This window comes from Deinococcus arboris (genome assembly GCF_009755355.1).
In the GTDB taxonomy this organism is placed as follows: domain Bacteria; phylum Deinococcota; class Deinococci; order Deinococcales; family Deinococcaceae; genus Deinococcus; species Deinococcus betulae.
In genome coordinates, this window is sequence record NZ_WQLB01000058.1 from 1 (window position 1) to 13,964 (window position 13,964).

At 66.7% G+C, this 13,964-nt stretch carries 32 protein-coding genes; 2 read left to right on the forward strand and 30 right to left on the reverse strand.

The genetic code is table 11. The features are described from left to right. On the forward strand, window positions 1-386 hold a 386-nt coding region (locus tag GO986_RS21735; protein WP_157461618.1), incomplete at its 5' end, for a trypsin-like peptidase domain-containing protein. Window positions 387-406: 20 nt separating this feature from the next. Here the strand turns inward: GO986_RS21735 and GO986_RS21740 are convergent. The 29 genes from GO986_RS21740 to GO986_RS22710 all read right to left on the reverse strand — a co-directional run bounded on the left by GO986_RS21740 (window position 407) and on the right by GO986_RS22710 (window position 12,323). Beyond that, the gene (locus tag GO986_RS21740) at window positions 407-616 is read right to left on the reverse strand and encodes a hypothetical protein (protein WP_157461619.1); all 210 of its coding nucleotides are present in this window, start codon (window positions 614-616) and stop codon (window positions 407-409) included. 2 nt (window positions 617-618) lie between these two features. Next, window positions 619-1,359 carry a hypothetical protein gene (locus GO986_RS21745; RefSeq protein ID WP_157461620.1) on the reverse strand — a complete coding sequence of 247 codons (741 nt, stop codon included), beginning with the start codon at window positions 1,357-1,359 and terminating at the stop codon, window positions 619-621. Beyond that, window positions 1,340-1,564 (reverse strand): hypothetical protein, encoded by a 225-nt coding sequence (locus tag GO986_RS21750; RefSeq protein ID WP_157461621.1) that lies wholly within the window; start codon window positions 1,562-1,564, stop codon window positions 1,340-1,342. Before GO986_RS21750 ends, GO986_RS21745 begins: the two co-directional genes overlap by 20 nt. A gap of 38 nt (window positions 1,565-1,602) precedes the next feature. Then, on the reverse strand, window positions 1,603-1,857 hold the full coding sequence (locus GO986_RS21755; RefSeq protein WP_157461622.1) for a hypothetical protein: 255 nt from the start codon (window positions 1,855-1,857) through the stop codon (window positions 1,603-1,605). An 11-nt stretch (window positions 1,858-1,868) separates the two neighbouring features. Continuing rightward, the gene (locus GO986_RS21760; RefSeq protein WP_157461623.1) at window positions 1,869-2,813 is read right to left on the reverse strand and encodes a hypothetical protein; all 945 of its coding nucleotides are present in this window, start codon (window positions 2,811-2,813) and stop codon (window positions 1,869-1,871) included. Further along, window positions 2,813-3,745 carry a hypothetical protein gene (locus tag GO986_RS21765; RefSeq protein WP_157461624.1) on the reverse strand — a complete coding sequence of 311 codons (933 nt, stop codon included), beginning with the start codon at window positions 3,743-3,745 and terminating at the stop codon, window positions 2,813-2,815. Before GO986_RS21765 ends, GO986_RS21760 begins: the two co-directional genes overlap by 1 nt. Beyond that, window positions 3,742-4,203, reverse strand: coding sequence for a hypothetical protein (locus GO986_RS21770; protein ID WP_157461625.1), 462 nt, complete (start codon window positions 4,201-4,203; stop codon window positions 3,742-3,744). Before GO986_RS21770 ends, GO986_RS21765 begins: the two co-directional genes overlap by 4 nt. Next, complete coding sequence (locus GO986_RS21775) at window positions 4,203-4,505, reverse strand: hypothetical protein (protein ID WP_157461626.1); 303 nt, start codon at window positions 4,503-4,505, stop codon at window positions 4,203-4,205. Before GO986_RS21775 ends, GO986_RS21770 begins: the two co-directional genes overlap by 1 nt. Continuing rightward, window positions 4,502-4,723 (reverse strand): hypothetical protein, encoded by a 222-nt coding sequence (locus tag GO986_RS21780; protein ID WP_157461627.1) that lies wholly within the window; start codon window positions 4,721-4,723, stop codon window positions 4,502-4,504. Before GO986_RS21780 ends, GO986_RS21775 begins: the two co-directional genes overlap by 4 nt. Before the next feature lie 23 nt (window positions 4,724-4,746). Next, a complete protein-coding gene (locus GO986_RS21785) occupies window positions 4,747-4,914 on the reverse strand; it encodes a hypothetical protein (RefSeq protein ID WP_157461628.1) in 168 nt (55 codons plus the stop codon). 127 nt (window positions 4,915-5,041) lie between these two features. Continuing rightward, complete coding sequence (locus tag GO986_RS21790; protein WP_157461629.1) at window positions 5,042-5,428, reverse strand: superantigen-like protein SSL4; 387 nt, start codon at window positions 5,426-5,428, stop codon at window positions 5,042-5,044. Beyond that, a complete protein-coding gene (locus GO986_RS21795; RefSeq protein WP_157461630.1) occupies window positions 5,425-5,829 on the reverse strand; it encodes a hypothetical protein in 405 nt (134 codons plus the stop codon). Before GO986_RS21795 ends, GO986_RS21790 begins: the two co-directional genes overlap by 4 nt. Next, on the reverse strand, window positions 5,826-6,455 hold the full coding sequence (locus GO986_RS21800; RefSeq protein WP_157461631.1) for a hypothetical protein: 630 nt from the start codon (window positions 6,453-6,455) through the stop codon (window positions 5,826-5,828). Before GO986_RS21800 ends, GO986_RS21795 begins: the two co-directional genes overlap by 4 nt. Window positions 6,456-6,459: 4 nt before the next feature. Beyond that, entirely contained in the window at window positions 6,460-6,723 is a 264-nt protein-coding gene (locus GO986_RS21805) for a hypothetical protein (RefSeq protein ID WP_157461632.1), read from the reverse strand. Then, the gene (locus tag GO986_RS21810) at window positions 6,723-7,070 is read right to left on the reverse strand and encodes a hypothetical protein (RefSeq protein WP_157461633.1); all 348 of its coding nucleotides are present in this window, start codon (window positions 7,068-7,070) and stop codon (window positions 6,723-6,725) included. The genes GO986_RS21805 and GO986_RS21810 overlap by 1 nt, the downstream gene beginning before the upstream one ends. Before the next feature lies 1 nt (window position 7,071). Further along, window positions 7,072-7,203, reverse strand: coding sequence for a hypothetical protein (locus GO986_RS23345; RefSeq protein WP_255449460.1), 132 nt, complete (start codon window positions 7,201-7,203; stop codon window positions 7,072-7,074). Then, window positions 7,164-7,850 carry a hypothetical protein gene (locus GO986_RS21820; RefSeq protein WP_157461635.1) on the reverse strand — a complete coding sequence of 229 codons (687 nt, stop codon included), beginning with the start codon at window positions 7,848-7,850 and terminating at the stop codon, window positions 7,164-7,166. The genes GO986_RS23345 and GO986_RS21820 overlap by 40 nt, the downstream gene beginning before the upstream one ends. Beyond that, a complete protein-coding gene (locus GO986_RS21825) occupies window positions 7,850-8,332 on the reverse strand; it encodes a hypothetical protein (RefSeq protein ID WP_157461636.1) in 483 nt (160 codons plus the stop codon). The genes GO986_RS21820 and GO986_RS21825 overlap by 1 nt, the downstream gene beginning before the upstream one ends. 32 nt (window positions 8,333-8,364) lie before the next feature. Continuing rightward, on the reverse strand, window positions 8,365-8,748 hold the full coding sequence (locus tag GO986_RS21830) for a hypothetical protein (RefSeq protein ID WP_157461637.1): 384 nt from the start codon (window positions 8,746-8,748) through the stop codon (window positions 8,365-8,367). Further along, on the reverse strand, window positions 8,748-8,915 hold the full coding sequence (locus GO986_RS21835; protein WP_157461638.1) for a hypothetical protein: 168 nt from the start codon (window positions 8,913-8,915) through the stop codon (window positions 8,748-8,750). The genes GO986_RS21830 and GO986_RS21835 overlap by 1 nt, the downstream gene beginning before the upstream one ends. Beyond that, the gene (locus GO986_RS21840; RefSeq protein ID WP_157461639.1) at window positions 8,861-9,061 is read right to left on the reverse strand and encodes a hypothetical protein; all 201 of its coding nucleotides are present in this window, start codon (window positions 9,059-9,061) and stop codon (window positions 8,861-8,863) included. Before GO986_RS21840 ends, GO986_RS21835 begins: the two co-directional genes overlap by 55 nt. Before the next feature lie 182 nt (window positions 9,062-9,243). After that, window positions 9,244-9,636 (reverse strand): hypothetical protein, encoded by a 393-nt coding sequence (locus GO986_RS21845; RefSeq protein WP_157461640.1) that lies wholly within the window; start codon window positions 9,634-9,636, stop codon window positions 9,244-9,246. Continuing rightward, window positions 9,605-10,033: a hypothetical protein gene (locus tag GO986_RS21850; protein ID WP_157461641.1), complete on the reverse strand. Its 429-nt coding sequence runs from the start codon at window positions 10,031-10,033 to the stop codon at window positions 9,605-9,607. Before GO986_RS21850 ends, GO986_RS21845 begins: the two co-directional genes overlap by 32 nt. A 124-nt stretch (window positions 10,034-10,157) precedes the next feature. Further along, window positions 10,158-10,652, reverse strand: coding sequence for a hypothetical protein (locus GO986_RS21855; protein WP_157461642.1), 495 nt, complete (start codon window positions 10,650-10,652; stop codon window positions 10,158-10,160). 18 nt (window positions 10,653-10,670) lie between these two features. Beyond that, the gene (locus GO986_RS21860) at window positions 10,671-10,994 is read right to left on the reverse strand and encodes a hypothetical protein (protein ID WP_157461643.1); all 324 of its coding nucleotides are present in this window, start codon (window positions 10,992-10,994) and stop codon (window positions 10,671-10,673) included. After that, window positions 10,995-11,420, reverse strand: coding sequence for a hypothetical protein (locus GO986_RS21865; protein ID WP_157461644.1), 426 nt, complete (start codon window positions 11,418-11,420; stop codon window positions 10,995-10,997). After that, window positions 11,420-11,575 (reverse strand): hypothetical protein, encoded by a 156-nt coding sequence (locus GO986_RS21870; protein ID WP_157461645.1) that lies wholly within the window; start codon window positions 11,573-11,575, stop codon window positions 11,420-11,422. Before GO986_RS21870 ends, GO986_RS21865 begins: the two co-directional genes overlap by 1 nt. After that, window positions 11,533-11,871 (reverse strand): hypothetical protein, encoded by a 339-nt coding sequence (locus GO986_RS21875; protein ID WP_157461646.1) that lies wholly within the window; start codon window positions 11,869-11,871, stop codon window positions 11,533-11,535. The genes GO986_RS21870 and GO986_RS21875 overlap by 43 nt, the downstream gene beginning before the upstream one ends. A gap of 128 nt (window positions 11,872-11,999) precedes the next feature. Next, complete coding sequence (locus GO986_RS22710; RefSeq protein ID WP_369409537.1) at window positions 12,000-12,323, reverse strand: tyrosine-type recombinase/integrase; 324 nt, start codon at window positions 12,321-12,323, stop codon at window positions 12,000-12,002. A 553-nt stretch (window positions 12,324-12,876) separates the two neighbouring features. Here GO986_RS22710 and GO986_RS21885 point away from each other — a divergent pair. Beyond that, window positions 12,877-13,296, forward strand: a complete 420-nt coding sequence (locus GO986_RS21885; protein ID WP_157461647.1) for a prepilin-type N-terminal cleavage/methylation domain-containing protein — start codon at window positions 12,877-12,879, stop codon at window positions 13,294-13,296. 303 nt (window positions 13,297-13,599) lie between these two features. Here the strand turns inward: GO986_RS21885 and GO986_RS21890 are convergent, their stop codons facing one another. After that, the gene (locus tag GO986_RS21890) at window positions 13,600-13,788 is read right to left on the reverse strand and encodes a hypothetical protein (RefSeq protein WP_157461648.1); all 189 of its coding nucleotides are present in this window, start codon (window positions 13,786-13,788) and stop codon (window positions 13,600-13,602) included. Window positions 13,789-13,964: the final 176 nt, after the last annotated feature.

A 13,964-nucleotide genomic window follows, 5' to 3' on the forward strand; every position in this document is an offset into this window, starting at 1 on the left:
AACAAGGAAACGTTTTAGACGAGATAATTGCCATGGGTTTGCCTAACATCGCTCACTCTATTGAAGCAACTCTTATCACCACCTCAGGAGAAATTGTCGCGACAGATTATATACATTCCGCAGGACGCGAGATGCACGTTATGAATGCCAAAGTTAAAGGCGGAAATAGTGGGGGGCCTATCATAAATCGCTTAGGACAAGTGGTCGGCATTGTAACTAATGATGAGTTCAGTGAATCTAATCAAAATAATGTATTTAGTCTCGCCGTTCCGTCCAAGGAAATAGATAAATTAATTGCAAATATAAACTGCATAAGTAGACCAGTAACTAATCTAAATGGATGGTCAAGTTTCAGAAAATCAGGTATTAAGGAAATTCAACACTGACCGAAGCAGCGAAACCCAGTTCACGCTCTTGTCCACCTATTTAGAACCGCCGCAATGGGCTGGGTTACCCCACGCACGTCGCTGGCCACCTCAGGAATGTTGCTCCCGGCCCAGAAGTTCTTCTCGTCCAGGCTGCGGCTCAGTTTCTGGGCAATGATGACGCTCCCGGCCAGGATGGCCAGCGCCACCAGGCCGCTGCCCAGGAGCACGGTCTGTACGGTCTTGTTCATCCTCAGCTCCCCCACCAGCTGGTGGTGCGCAGTTCCGGGTGGCGCTGCGCGATGGCGATGACGGTGGCGGAGTAAGGCCGGGTGCCTGGGCAGCCCAGCTCTGCACGTGTCACGCTCAACGACGTGGCGCAGGTCAACTCACCGCGCCTGTAGTTCAGCCAGTTGCCGCGGCCCATGCCGTAGTGGCGCAGCGTCTCGCGCACACTGGCCGCACATTCGGGGTACGCGCTGCGCGCCCACTTCATGTACCGGATGCCGGCCCGCACCTTCGCCGCGGGCGTGGTGAGCGGCCACGCGGCCCCCACCTGGTCCGCCGCAATCTTGGTGACCTGCAAGGGGCCGGCCGCGCCGCTGCTCCTGTTCACGGCGTTCAGGTCCAGGGCACTTTCTGCGTAGGCATGGCCAAACGCCAGGTCGAGGGGATAGCCTTCCTCCTCGCAAACGGTCACCAGTTGCAGCGCGAGGGTGCGCGTGGCCACCGGCGAGAGGCGCCGCAAAGGCACCTCTTTGAGAATGGCCTGTTCACACCGGTCGATGAGCTGCGCGCGGGTCGGACCTGCAGGCGCGGGCGTGGGGCGCGTAGGCGTGGTGGGTCCCGCTGGTAGCGTGACGACGGGCAGCGCCGGGCTGGACCTCATAGGGACAGCCGCCGGCCGCACCGCCCGGCTGGCCAACACCGCCACGGCACCAGCCGCCACAATCCCCAGCATCAACTTTTTCTGGCTAGCGGCGCTGAGCTTCATCGGTGTCCCCTCCCCCACTCAGGCCCCGCGGGCGCATCCGCCGGCCATTGCGCAGGTCCCAGCCGCCGCCGGTAAACCAGGCAAGGGCGTTCATGTCGGCATAGTTGGTCCGCGCGCCGTCAATGGCGCCAGCAACGTGGCAGAACGACTTCGCTGCCCGTGGCGCTACACCAGCGGCCAGGACTGGCACCGGGACTGGGGTCATGGCCGGCAGGGTGCCGGTGCTCACATCTGGAGGCAGCATCAGGCCGGATCTGCCAGGTATTCGCTGACCACTTCAACGCGCAGCGCGCGCAGGCTGGCGCCAGGGAACGCATGGCCGCGCCAGCGCAGCAGGCCGCCTGGGGCTTCAGTCAGCTCTGCGAGCGCGGCAGGCATGGCCGCGTCTGAAGCTGTGGTGCCGTAATCGGCGGCCTGCATCTCGATGTGGCCCAGCTCGTCTGTGGTGCTGTCCACACGGTCGAGCAGCACGCGGAAAACAACGATGGAAGGTCTCATGGTGTCACCTATCAGGCACGCGCCCAGGTCAGGGCGGGGCCGGTAATGGAGAGGGTTTGCGTGCTGCTCTTGGAACATGTCACGCCGTCGTTCGCGTCCCAGACATAGGCCAGGCCGTTACTGTTGCCGCTGTTGCCGTCCGCAGAGATGACGACGCTGCTCCAGGTGCCGACCACCTGCCCAGCGGTCCACGCGGCCACCGTGCCGCCGCGTGTAAACGTGCCCGGCGTGTACCCTGCCGCCGTCAGGGTGTTGGCGGTCGTGGACTCGGCCGGATACCGGCCCAGGTCATCGGTGTAGCTGGACGCGCTCATGTCACCGGCCAGGCCGAAGAAAAGGTAGGTGCTCCCCGTCAGCAGCCCAGAAACCAGGCGCAGGTCATACCGGCCGCTCGGGCCACTGCCTCCCCCCATCAGCAACGTGCGCCCAGCCAGCATGCCCACCCCGGCCAGCGTCCAGCTGCCCGCCGTCCACGCTACAGGTGAGAGCGTCACGCGCAGGGTGTAGGTCAGGCGGAGCTGTTGGTCTGAGGTTTTGGTGACCACCACGGGGTTATTTGAGCCGTCCCGGAAGCGCTCACACACGGCCAGGCCGCCCGTACTGGCCGCCGCAAGGCCCCATTCCGTCAGGTTGCCGTTGGCCGCCGAATACCCAAAATCGCGGGTGAACGTGAAGTCATACACGCCGTTGCTGACGCGCGTAATGGTGTCGCCCGTGGGGGCACTCGCAGTACGGGCCACCTCAGCGATCAGTGCGGTCTGCCCCACGGCGGGGTCAGTCGTACCGGTGCCCACGCAGGCGTATTGGGCCAAGCCGCTAAAGCCATAGGTTGCCAGCAGGTCGAGGCCCTGATTCAAGAGCAGATTGTGCTGCTCGCCGGCCTGCACGATGAGGCCCGCGCGGCTGCGGAGCTCGTAACTGATCCAGCCGTCGAGCGTAACGTGTCGGGGTTGCATCACGTGAGGGTGCCTCCTGATGGGGCAGAGAGCGCGGCAGCCGCGTTGTCACTCGGCAGGGTCACCACGACCACCACCACCGTCAGCGCGCCGCTCGACGGGGCCGGCAGCGTGGCCGTCATGGGGTTGGGGGCCAGGTCTGAGGCCAGCACCGTGTCTGTGCGGGCGCCGCTCGCGGGCTGCGTGACGGTGGCCGTCATCGGCTCGGTGGTGGGGGTGTACACCTGAAAGGTCTCAAGGCGCACCCCGCTCGCCGGCTGGCCCACGGTGGCCTGCGTGTGCCCGGCCCCTGTCACCGGGTACAGCCCAGAGAGACGGGGCGCGGCCACGTCGCCAGCCAGCGTGCCGGCCAGGGCCGCCCAGCGCTGGGGCAGAGCGACAACCTGGTCCAGCGCAGCGGGGGTGGGATAGCTGCCCAGAGCGTGCGCCGTGGCGTAGAGCTCACGCTGGGCGCGGCCTGTCAGGCTCAGGCGGTCAGGGGCCAGGTGGATGCACAGCACGTCGCTGTCGGCCAAGCCCACCTCGCTCAAGGCGTCCGCAATCAGGCAAGGGTTATGGCCTGCCCAGGGGCCGCGCGTCACGTAGTGGCTGCTCTGCGGATGCCACTGGCGCACAGACACCTGCCCAGCCAGGCACCAGGCCAGCACGGGGCGGGCAGCCTGGTCGAAGGCCAAGCCCACATGCTGCACCTTGCCACTGGCCAGCGGCCCCAGAGCGTCAGAGTCAGCTCTGGGCGCCCACGCACCGCCCTGCACCTGATACAGCTGCGGGCCGTCACGGTGCAGCGCCAGTGCCCAGCGGCCTCCATACAACTCGGCAAACGACCCCGCGCCCGGCTGCCCCAATGTCAGGGGACCAGGCGCGAGCACGAGTTCAGGCCGCAGCGTCTTTCCAGCGCGCCGCGACACCACCACGGCTGGAATCGTGGTCACTGCATGTACACCTGGAAGATCGCCGGGCCATCCGGGCCGGGGTCAACAATCACCTTGCTGACCAGGCAGGTCAGGCTGATGGTGGTGGCCGGCGGCACGGTGTGGCTGGTGCTGGGCTGCCCGCCCACGCCGATCAGCGTCACCTTGAAGGCGGTGTCGCCGAGGTTCGCGTAGAACCCGCGCGAGACGGCGCGGCCCTGGTTCAGTGCCTCCACGTCCACCTCCTTGCGGGCGGCGGTGGTCTCTTCCACGATCACGGGCAGCTGGGTCAGGCGCCGCGGGGCGATGCGGGGGTTGTCCTGGACATCCACCAGACCGAACTCAAACGCCAGGGCGCGGTGCTGCGCCTGCGCGGTCTCGCGTGTGGCCTTCATTTCGGCGTAGATGTGGCCCAGGCAGTGTTCCAGCTTGCCCAGGCCGTCCTGCACCATGGGCAGATACTTTTCGAGTCCTAACATCAGCAGTTCTCCAGACGGCGTGAGAGGTGGAGGGCCAGCCAGCGCAGTACGGTGGGCAGCACCACCAGGGCGATGCCCACGGCGTTCATGACGCGGGACACGTCGCGGCCCGGCACGATGGCCAGTTCCAGGTGCAGCATGGTCAGCACCACGCCGCCGATGTACAGGAAGCCGCCGAAGCCGCGCGACCACTCGCTGTAGGTGCGGGTGGTGCCGGTCAGCAGGAAGAGCATGTGGCGCACGCAGTACATCACCAGCACCAGGCGGGCGACGAACAGCAGCAGATCCAGGAGTTCGTTCACTTCGTTTCCTCCTCGGCCGCGGGCAGGCCAGCGCGCGCCCCCTGCTTCTCGCGGATGCGCGTGGCCACTTCAGGCAGACCGAACACCGTGGCGATGACACTGCCCAGAAACAGGGACCAGGTGCCGTCAAGCGGCGAATTGCGGTACAGGGTGTTACCAGCCAGGGCGAGCATGATGATGACCACGGTGATGACCAGTAGGCCGATGAGGCGCTGCATTGGACTCCTGTTGGTGGGAAGGGTTATTTCGAGCCGCCGCAGCCACACCCGCAGCCGCCGGTGGTCTGGGTCTGGGCACGCCGGGCCTGGATGACCTGCATGGTCAGCACGACCACGCCGTACACGAGCAGGGTGCCCACGGCGGTGTAAGCGCCCTGGCGAATCAGTTGGGGTCCGGATTGGTCTTTCATGGGGTTACCTCACGCTGAGCGCGCCCAGGCGCTCGTCGAAGATCCAGGGGGGCGTGCCGCCGGCCCACAGCTCGCGCGAATCGACCGGCATCCGGCCGGGGCCGCCCGGCCCCTTCACGACGCTGCCCTAGTTCTCCCAGAGGCGGCTGGTGAGGGCGTTCACGCCCACTTCGGCCAGGTGGGGCGGCAGGACCGGCAGTTTCTGCTCGTTGGCACCGGCCAGCAGCCAGCCGGACACCTGGGCTGTGGCAGGTCCGGTGAGGGCGGGCATGGGCGTGACGGGCTGGGTGCTGGGCGCCGTGGGCGCCGGCAGGACCGGCAGCGTGATGGGGACCGTGGGGGCTGGCGTGACCACCGGGGTGCTGGACCCTGCCGGCACAGTCGAGGCGGGCGTGCCCGGTTGCGGGGCGGTAGGCGCCGCCTCACGCTGGCGCATCAGGTACGCCACGCCCACGGCGCCCGCCCCCAGGACGCCCAGGAGCAGGGCCACCGACAAGGCGGGCTGGGCCTTCACTTGTAGTACCCGCCGGCCGACACGCCGAAGCCGCCGGTGCTTCCCGATTTGGTGAAGCTGCCGGTGGGCGCCTCGACCTCGGGAAGGGCCACGCTCGGGGTGTCGTAATGGCCGTATTTGTCGCTGAAGGTGGGGCCGTACAGCCCCCCAGGGCGGGGCGCCAGCGGGTTGCCGGGCACCAGGCCTTCGACCCAGCGCTGCCACACGCTGCCGTACCCGTTGCCGGTCAGGCCGTTGTGCACGCTGAAGTCAGGGACCGCGTTCCAGAAGCTGCCGGGGGCGGCCTCTTCGCCGGCCGCCTGGGCGCCGGGCTGGGTTAGCACCACGGCCGCCACCGCCACGGCGGCCAGGACACCGCCGGCGATCAGCAGGTGGCCAGTGTCAAACTTTTTCTTGGTCATGTCGTCCTCACGTTGAGGGGCGCTTTGGAGACGCCCAGCTGCGCCAGGTTCGCCAGCACGCTCTTCTGCTGCGCGTCGAGTTCCGAGAGGCGCACGAGCAGCGGGCGGCGCTGGGCGGCCTGGCGCGCAGCCCATTCGGCCTGCACCGCGGCGGCAATGCGGGGCTCCATGTTGCCGTTGTGGCAGCGCGCCGCTTGCGTGAGCCACGGCCCCGAGTTGCGGCAGGAGGCCCACTCCTGATCCGAGATGGCGTTTCGCAGCTGGGCGTCCACCGGCGTGGCGTCGATGGTGTTGAGCCCGTCTGTCAGGCGCTTGATCTCGTTGTGACAGGTGGCGAGGTCGCGCTCCAGGCCGTTAATCTTGTCGGCGCGACGCCACGCCTCTTCCCGCGCCTTCTCGGCGTCCTGGGCCGCCTGCAGGGCCGCCAGATTGCTGCCGGGGCCCACCGGAGCCACCACGCCGTTGCCGACAGGCAGGGTGCCGGCCGGGGCCGGCTGGGGCGCGGCTGTCCCGGTCTGAGCGGGCCGGTCCCTGAGCAGGAGGTATCCACCGCCCACAGCCAGCCCCACCAGGAGCACGGTGCCCAGCGACAGGCTGGCCACCACGGCAAGTTCACCTTGTTTCACGCGCTCACCAGTCCTTCTTCACGCCGGCGTAGGCCCAGCCAGGGCCGATATAGCTGTAGTCCACCTGCCCCGTGTCAATCAGGACACTCGGCGCGTAGCCGGTGGCCACGCCGACCTGCACCGGGGGCAGCGACTTGTCCGCGCCCGTGGGCAGGGTGACCAGCGCGCCGGCCTGGCCCGCTTTGGCGCGCGGCCGGGTCACGGCAAAGGCCACCCCGCCCGCCGCGAGGATGCCCAGCAGGGCTGCCGCGAGGACGGGGCGGCGCATCAGGCCACCGCCTTATAGGCCAGGAAGCCCAGGACCAAGACCCCCACGCCGATGTCGCCGTACATCAGGGTCTGCTGGGTGGTCTGGACCGAGAGGCGGGCCTGCTCGGTCTGCGCCTGGTACGCGGCGGCCTGGGCCAGGGCGGCGGCTTCGGCCGCCTCGGCTTTGGCTTTGCCGGTGCCGATGAAGGCGTCCACGATGCTGGTGACGGGGCCGGCCAGCGCGCCCACGACTCCTAACCACTCCATGCTGCTCCCTCCCGTGTGAATGGTGCTCGTCGCGCCCACGGCCGCGGCTTCGGCGGCGTAGGCCTGGCTGCCCTGGTAGCTAACGCCGAACCCGCCCATCTCAGAGCGTGCCGCCGCGCAGCTTCAGCTCCGCTTCCGCGTTCAGACGCGCGGGGTCGAGCACGCGGATGGCCGTGTCGAAGAGCGGCAGGCCTAGCTCGAGCTGCGCGTAGCGGTCGAAGACGATGGGCATGGTGCTGCGCACGGCCAGCTCCAGGCGAAACTGGGGCGGCAGCGGGTACTCGCGGCCGGCGCTCCCGAAGGTCGGGACGGTGGGGCGTTGACCTGGTTGGTCTCGTGGATGGACCGCAGCGCGCCGCCGAACAGCTTGGCGCTGGCCACGTCACTGCCCAGGGGACGCACCACCCGCAGCTCGAATTCACCGTCACCCGTGGTGAAGTACACAGCCACGCGCGTGGCGTTGCCGGGCCGCTCGACCGTCACGGTGCCCGCGTCGAAGTTCACGGCGTTCACCGGCGCGGCCAGCCACGTCGTGCCGCCGTCCGCGCTGGTGTAGGCCAGCACGTCCGGGTGGCCGCCCGTGGTGGGGAACGCCGGCGCCGGGCGGGGGCTGCGGATGATGGTGTGCCCAGCCGCGGCCAGATCCACCACGACGGGGCCAGCGGGCGTGCCGCCCGCCACGCCCATTGCGTGGCGGCCGTGCAGGTAGAAGCGGAAGAGGTCACCGCCCTTGAACAGCAGCAGGTGGCCCAGCGGCCCGTCGAAGTAGGCCACGCCGGAGAGGATGCCCAGGACCTGCTGCGCGGGCGTGAGGCGGTCAGCCGTCAGCGTGGTGCGCAGGGCCTGCCCCAGCGCCTGGAAGGGGTAGCCGCCGGTCATCAGTTCAGCTCCTCAAAGTCCACCTGGAAGAAGCTCTTGGTGGTGTCCACCACGTCCGGACCTTCCACCTGAATCAGCAGCTGGTGCCCCTCGGGGATTTCCAAGCCCAGGTCCGTGTTCAGGTCGGTCTGGGAGATGATGGTGGCCTTGAAGTCCTCGTTGCGCTGATCGGTGGTCGAGAGGTCACGCCACACGCTGTAGGGAATGGCGCGGTGAAACTTGGGGAACTCATCGGCCGGGCCGCGCGTGAAGAACAGGACCCGGCTGGCGCCGCTGATCTTGTCGCCTGCGCCCGTACGCAGATCCAGGATGACGTAGGTGCCATTCATGCGCACGCCGCGCACCTCGTTGCGGTTGTGCAGGCGGTACGTGGCGCCGCGGGGCACGGTGATCCGGGCATAGGGCGTGGCCACGTTGGCGATGGTGGCGCTCAGGCTCACGACGCTGGGGCTGCTCTGGCTGGTGATCGAGGTTTTACGCATGGTGGGGATCTCCTGGGGGTGAGAGGGGGCGCTCAGCGGATAGCGGGAAAGGCGTCTTGCAGGATGTGGGCGACGGCCACGGCCGCGATGCCCAGGAAGGCGTACTGGGCGGTGCCGTTGGGGACGTACTCGATGCCGGCCACGCAGCCCACGACCAGGCCCAGGCGGGCTAGCTGGCGGTTCATGCCCAGCTGGGACGCTTCTTCGCCGGCTTTGCCGTCCGCGTCGGGCGCGTAAAACTTCAGCTGGCCGTTCTGCATGCTGGCGATCCCGAAGGTGTCGCGCATGCCGGTCCAGAGCTGCTTTTCCACCACGGCGCCCACCGCGGCGCCGGCAGCGGTGGCCAGCACACGGGGGTCGGTCAGGGTTTCCAGGATGTTGCCGTCAGGCTTGCTCAGCCACTGCTGTTTCTGCATCACAGGTTCTCCTTGGCCAGCGCGCCTTCAATGGCGTGCTGGCCGGCCTTCACCACGTCGTGGCTGTACAGGTGCGAGGAGCGCGTCCAGCAGCCCAGGGCCGGGTGATGAATCAGGACGTTGTGTCCGTAGCCCCAGCGGCTGGCGGTGGGCGTGGAGCTGACCACACGCCGTCGGCCATGGCCACGACCTTCAGGCCCAGCACCGTGGTCAGGAAGTCCACGCCAGTGTGGTAGCCGTAGCCGCTGCGGTACGTCTTGTGGGCCGCGTGCCCCATGAACTTCGGGCCGATCCGCACGCGCGTCAGGTCCACGGGCCAGAAGAGGCCAGGGGCGGCCGGCGTGGGCTTTGAAGGGACCGCTTTCGGAGCAGCGGCTTAATTCACCACTGCCTCCCGCACCTGCTCCACCGAAACCGAAATCTACCGTCGAAACAGGAGTGCTGACACCAGCGTCAACGAACCCCAGGCCAGCAGCTTCTTCTGCTGTCCGGGCGTCAGTGTGCGGGGTACTTGCTCCTAGTCGTGTACACGCCGTAACCCAGGACCGCGACGCCAAGAGCGACGCTGAGCCATTCGGGCATCTTGCCGCCGCCCGCCGTCATGCCGTAGGCGGCCAGGGCGTCGGTCAGGCCGCTCATCTGGACGCCCAGCTGCACCAGGGGGTTGCTGCGGTACTCCTCTTTGTAGGCGTCCGCGATGCCTGCAGGCAGGCCGAAGGCGCTCAGCTCGGCCACCACGCCGATGATCTGTGCGGGGGTCATGGGCGGGGCGGGGGGCTCGTCCTCCACGGCGGCGCTGGGCTTCAGGGTACCTTCCACAGCCGCGTCGGCCAGACTGGGCGCCGGGCCGCTGAGTTCAGGCGGCAGCGGCGGGGCCACCTCTGGCATGACCGGCGGGGGACCTGGGGGCGGGATGAAGGGAATGGATTCGGCGGGGGGCGGTCATGCGGAACCTCCGGCCATGAGCCAGGTGCCCAGCAGGCGCCGGCACGTTCGGGGGAAGGATGGGGGTCGTCGGTGCGGCAGCGCGGGGCCCCTGGCCGGCCGGGACGGGATGACCCGTGACCGTGCGGCGGTGCTGCGTGGCTCCTGTCAGGACCAGCAGGCCAGTGGCGAGCGTGCCACCCAACAGGACCAGCAGGGCTGGTTGTTTCAGGCTGATCCGGCGCCTCTTTTCGGGGCTGTGGTCAGGCTGTGTGGATGGTGAGGTTGGAGAAGCAGCGGGCGGCGTGGTCACGGGCACAGAGGCCACCAGGGGCGCCGCCTCGATGAGGGAACGGGTCATGGGGTCAAGGCCGGTAAACGGTTCACATGCAGGGGCCGGCTCGGGGGGAGCAGGCGCCGCTGGAACGGGTGGCGTGACTACCGGCGCGGGCTGGCGGCTAGGCGACGGGTAGCGTCCATGGCCATTACGCCCCCCTCCCCTGCTGGGCATAGGCCAGCAGGACCCCGACGCCGATCCCAGCCAGGACCGGCAGGGGATTGGCAGAAGCTGCCTGAGTCGCCTTCCGGGTCACGGCCACTGTGGTCTGGTTGGTGGCCACCGTCCTGGCGGCCTGGGCCGCCTTGCCCACGGCGGCGCCGGCCTTGGCCCCGATGCCCAGCGCGGGCGTGATGCCCGGCGCAGGTTTCGGTGCTGTGCCTGTGGCCGGCTTGGCTGGTGTGACCCCAGGCTTGGGCGTGAGCGCCGGTTGCGACTGGATGGGCTGCACACCCCTGCTGGGCTTGGGCGTACTCGGAGCCTGGTAGCCGGGGGTCGTGGGTGGGAGGTAGCGCTCGAAGCGCAGCGCCTCACCAAGCCAGCTGAGCCGCTGCTGCCGGCTGCCCGGCCAGAGCGGGGTCAACCCTGGCAAGTGGTGCACGATCTTCTCGAACAGATCAGAGACCTTCGAGGCCGATTCCACTGTGGTAACCGCAATCAGTCACCAGAACACGCCGTAGGGTCCAGCCGCGTGGTAGTAGCCTTTACGCGCGATTTCAGCGCCAGTGGCCGAGTCCAGACCAGTTGCTGGATTCAGGCGGTTGGTGCGAGGGAACCGGTACTTAAAGCCGCCGCCTACGGGCGGCCAACCCAGGCGAAGCATGCCAGTTGCTCTGGTTCTTTCAATTCCAGCGACGATGATGTTCCAAGACGTCGCTCCTTTCGCCAGTTCGACCATGGCGGGCCGCTCAGTCAGAAACAGCGGCACGATGACCTTGTAGAGCCCAGGAACCAGCTTCGAATCCCCTGCGAAGGTAACGAACATTCAGCCCTTCGCCCGCCGGCTGTAGTTCTTGGGGCCACCGTCCGCACCAGAGGCAGAATGCGACACGCGGGTGCCTTCCTTGTAGAGATCCTTGGTGGTCTCGGATGCCTCGTGGAAGCCGGCGCGCACCTGTGACGCCAGCAGTGCGACGCCCAGCGCCCCCACACCCAGAAACAGCAGCGAGGTGGGATTCTTCACCGCGTCATTCGCCGTCTGGGCGAAGGTGGGAGAGGCGCCCTTCTCCTGGACGGCGCCTGGAGTGGCGGGCGGCACCGGCTGCGCCGGCTGCGCCACGGCCACTGGAGCGACGCCCTGCTCGACGTCCGATTGGTTGAGCGTGACGCCGAACGTCTTGAGCCAGTTGTTCACCACCGAGGGCGAAAACATGGCCCCCACGATGATCAGGATGACCTGGGGCCATCCCATTAGCTCACCACCACCCAGATAAAGGCCGTACTGGTCGCTGGGTCAAAGCCCTTGCGCAGGTAGTACTGGTAGCCCTTGGGTTTGGTGGTGTTGGTAAAGAGGCTGCCCTGCTTCAGGATGCCGCTGCTGTTGGCCCAGAAGTTCCCGCTGGGCATTCGGATGTTGGGACACCCTTGGCCCGCAGCGCCGCGTGGATGGCCGGGATAATCCTCTTGTCCCAGCCGCCACTGAGCTGGTTCAGAAGAAAGTGCGCAGCGCGCTTCATCAGCGGTGTCGTGACTTTGAACTGCAGTTTGGCCACGCCTTTGCGCAGCGGCTCGGTGCTGCCCAGCGGCACGGTATAGAGACCCGCAGAAGCCGCGGGCTTGGCGGGCGTGGTCGCGCCCGTGGCCATGATGGTCATGGTGCCGGGTGGGGCGCTGGCCCCGCTGCCTGTCTGCGCGTCAATCACACAGCGACAAATACCAGCGCCCACACGCGATTACGACAGGGCAACTTAATGTGGCAACTTCAGGTGGATGCCACGTTTTGAGCGTCCTGTTCAGCCTTTATGAAGGCTTCTTAATGATTGGACCCCCTCTATTTCAAGGCCTTGAGATACGACTCGCCCATGCCCCGCAGGCTCGTTTCCGCGTAGATCTGGGTCGTGGCAATCCGCTTGTGCCGCAAGAAGCGCTGCACCTGGTCCAGGGGCATGCCCGCATCGAGGAGGATGGTGGCCACTGAGGCCCGCAGCCGGTGGGGCGTGACCTGCTTCTCAATCCCGGCCGCCTGCGCGGCACCCTTGACCAGGCGCTGCACCATGCGCGGGGTGTAGCGGTCGTGGCGGTTGCTCTCGAAGAGGTAGCCGCCCGTGCGCCCGGCCAGATGCGTGCGCAGCTCCTGGGCGAGCGCGGGCAGGATGGGGACGTACCCGTCGCTGCCCCCTTGGCCACCGCGATGCGGATCTGCGGCGGGTCCAGGTTCAGATGCAGGTCCGCGGGCCTCAGGTTCACCAGCTCGCTGACCCGCGCACCGGAGTAGAAGAGCGTCTTGACCAGCAGGCCGTAGCGGGGCGACTGGCGGTAGGCGGCGGCAATCAGGGCTTCGACCTCTCCTCTGTCCAGGCGCTCGACGGTGCGCTGCCGCGCTTTGGGTGGGGTCAGCTTCAGTTCCCGGCGTGCGGCCTCGACCACGTGCTTGGTCTGGTCATAGGTCAGGGGGTGCCGGCGCCACAGCTTCACCAGTTCACGGGTGACCTCTGCAAGCGGGGCAGGGTTCGCAGTCATTCAGACAATGCGAACTCTGCCACGCTTTGGCCCGGCTGGTGTGGTGGTCATGCGCCGATTCTAGGTTGCAAAGTTCGCAGCATGGCCATTGTGCGAATTTTCTGACGGTCTCTACCTCTTGAGTAAGGTCTATGTCAGAAGCGTCATGGCAAGCTCATGGTCAAAGACCTCTGTCGAGGTAGGAGCACATGGCAAACACAACACAGGGCTTTACGCTGGTAGAAATCCTTATTGTCATTGGCATCCTCGGCATTCTGCTCGGAGTGCTCGTTCCGTCTCTGCTGAGTGCTCGCCGATCCGCGGTAGAGGCGTCTGCACTGACCACGTTAAGGAACGTGATCAATGCAGCGGAGACAGCACGAACGGACGCCTTGGTTTTCACCTCTGCTACGGAGTGCCGGGCAGTACCCAACAGTAGCACGCCCACGTATGGGCCAGGAAATGTGATCGAGAGCTGTCAAATTATTCAGGACAACGACCGAACCTATGGGGTCGTAAAAAGTAGCACTGGCAGTTACCACGTCTTTAACGGAGGCTCCATGTTCAAACGCAGCACCAGCGTGGCCCCTTCTGTGACTGCCCTCAGCGCAATCAACAGTAGCAACTAATCAGTTAGTACGCAGAGGAGAGCCTAGTTTACGAGCCAGACTCCCCTTCACTCTAGCTTCCTCGTCGGCTCGCTCCCCAGCATCTGCTGCCACAGCAAGTTATCGAAAGTTCGCAATCGCCAGATTGGAGAGGGCCGTCAATGCGAGCGATGTGGGCCGCCTGGTGCCAGACAAAGCCCTCCTCATCCACATACACGCCAATCTGGTCAGGCGTCATGGCGCAGATGGTGCCGGTAGCGGAGGTGCGTTCAGGCCCGTGGATCAGCACCCAGTCACCCATGTCTAGGACTTCAGGCTGGCCACTCATCGGCGCACCGCCACTTCATCCACCAGCTCGTCGTGCGACATGGGCTCAGGCGCAGGGCGCGCCCGCCTCAAGGCATCGGCCGACAGGTACCACAGAGAGGACGTCCCCTCCAGATAGACTAGGTACTCGCCGCACGGCAGGTGGTCCACCACCACGGCGTACGCATCCAGCCCTTCTCGCTTCACAACTTCTACCCGGTCGCCAATCTTGAAAGACTGAGCTGTGGGCCGGGCTTCCGGCTCGTCGGAGACCACTGCGTACTAAGCGGGCTGAGGCGAGGTCGGAATCGCCGGTTGCCACGTGGAATCTGCGCAGCTGGTCAACTCATCCGCCAGGATGGTGATCGCTTTGCTGAATGGGT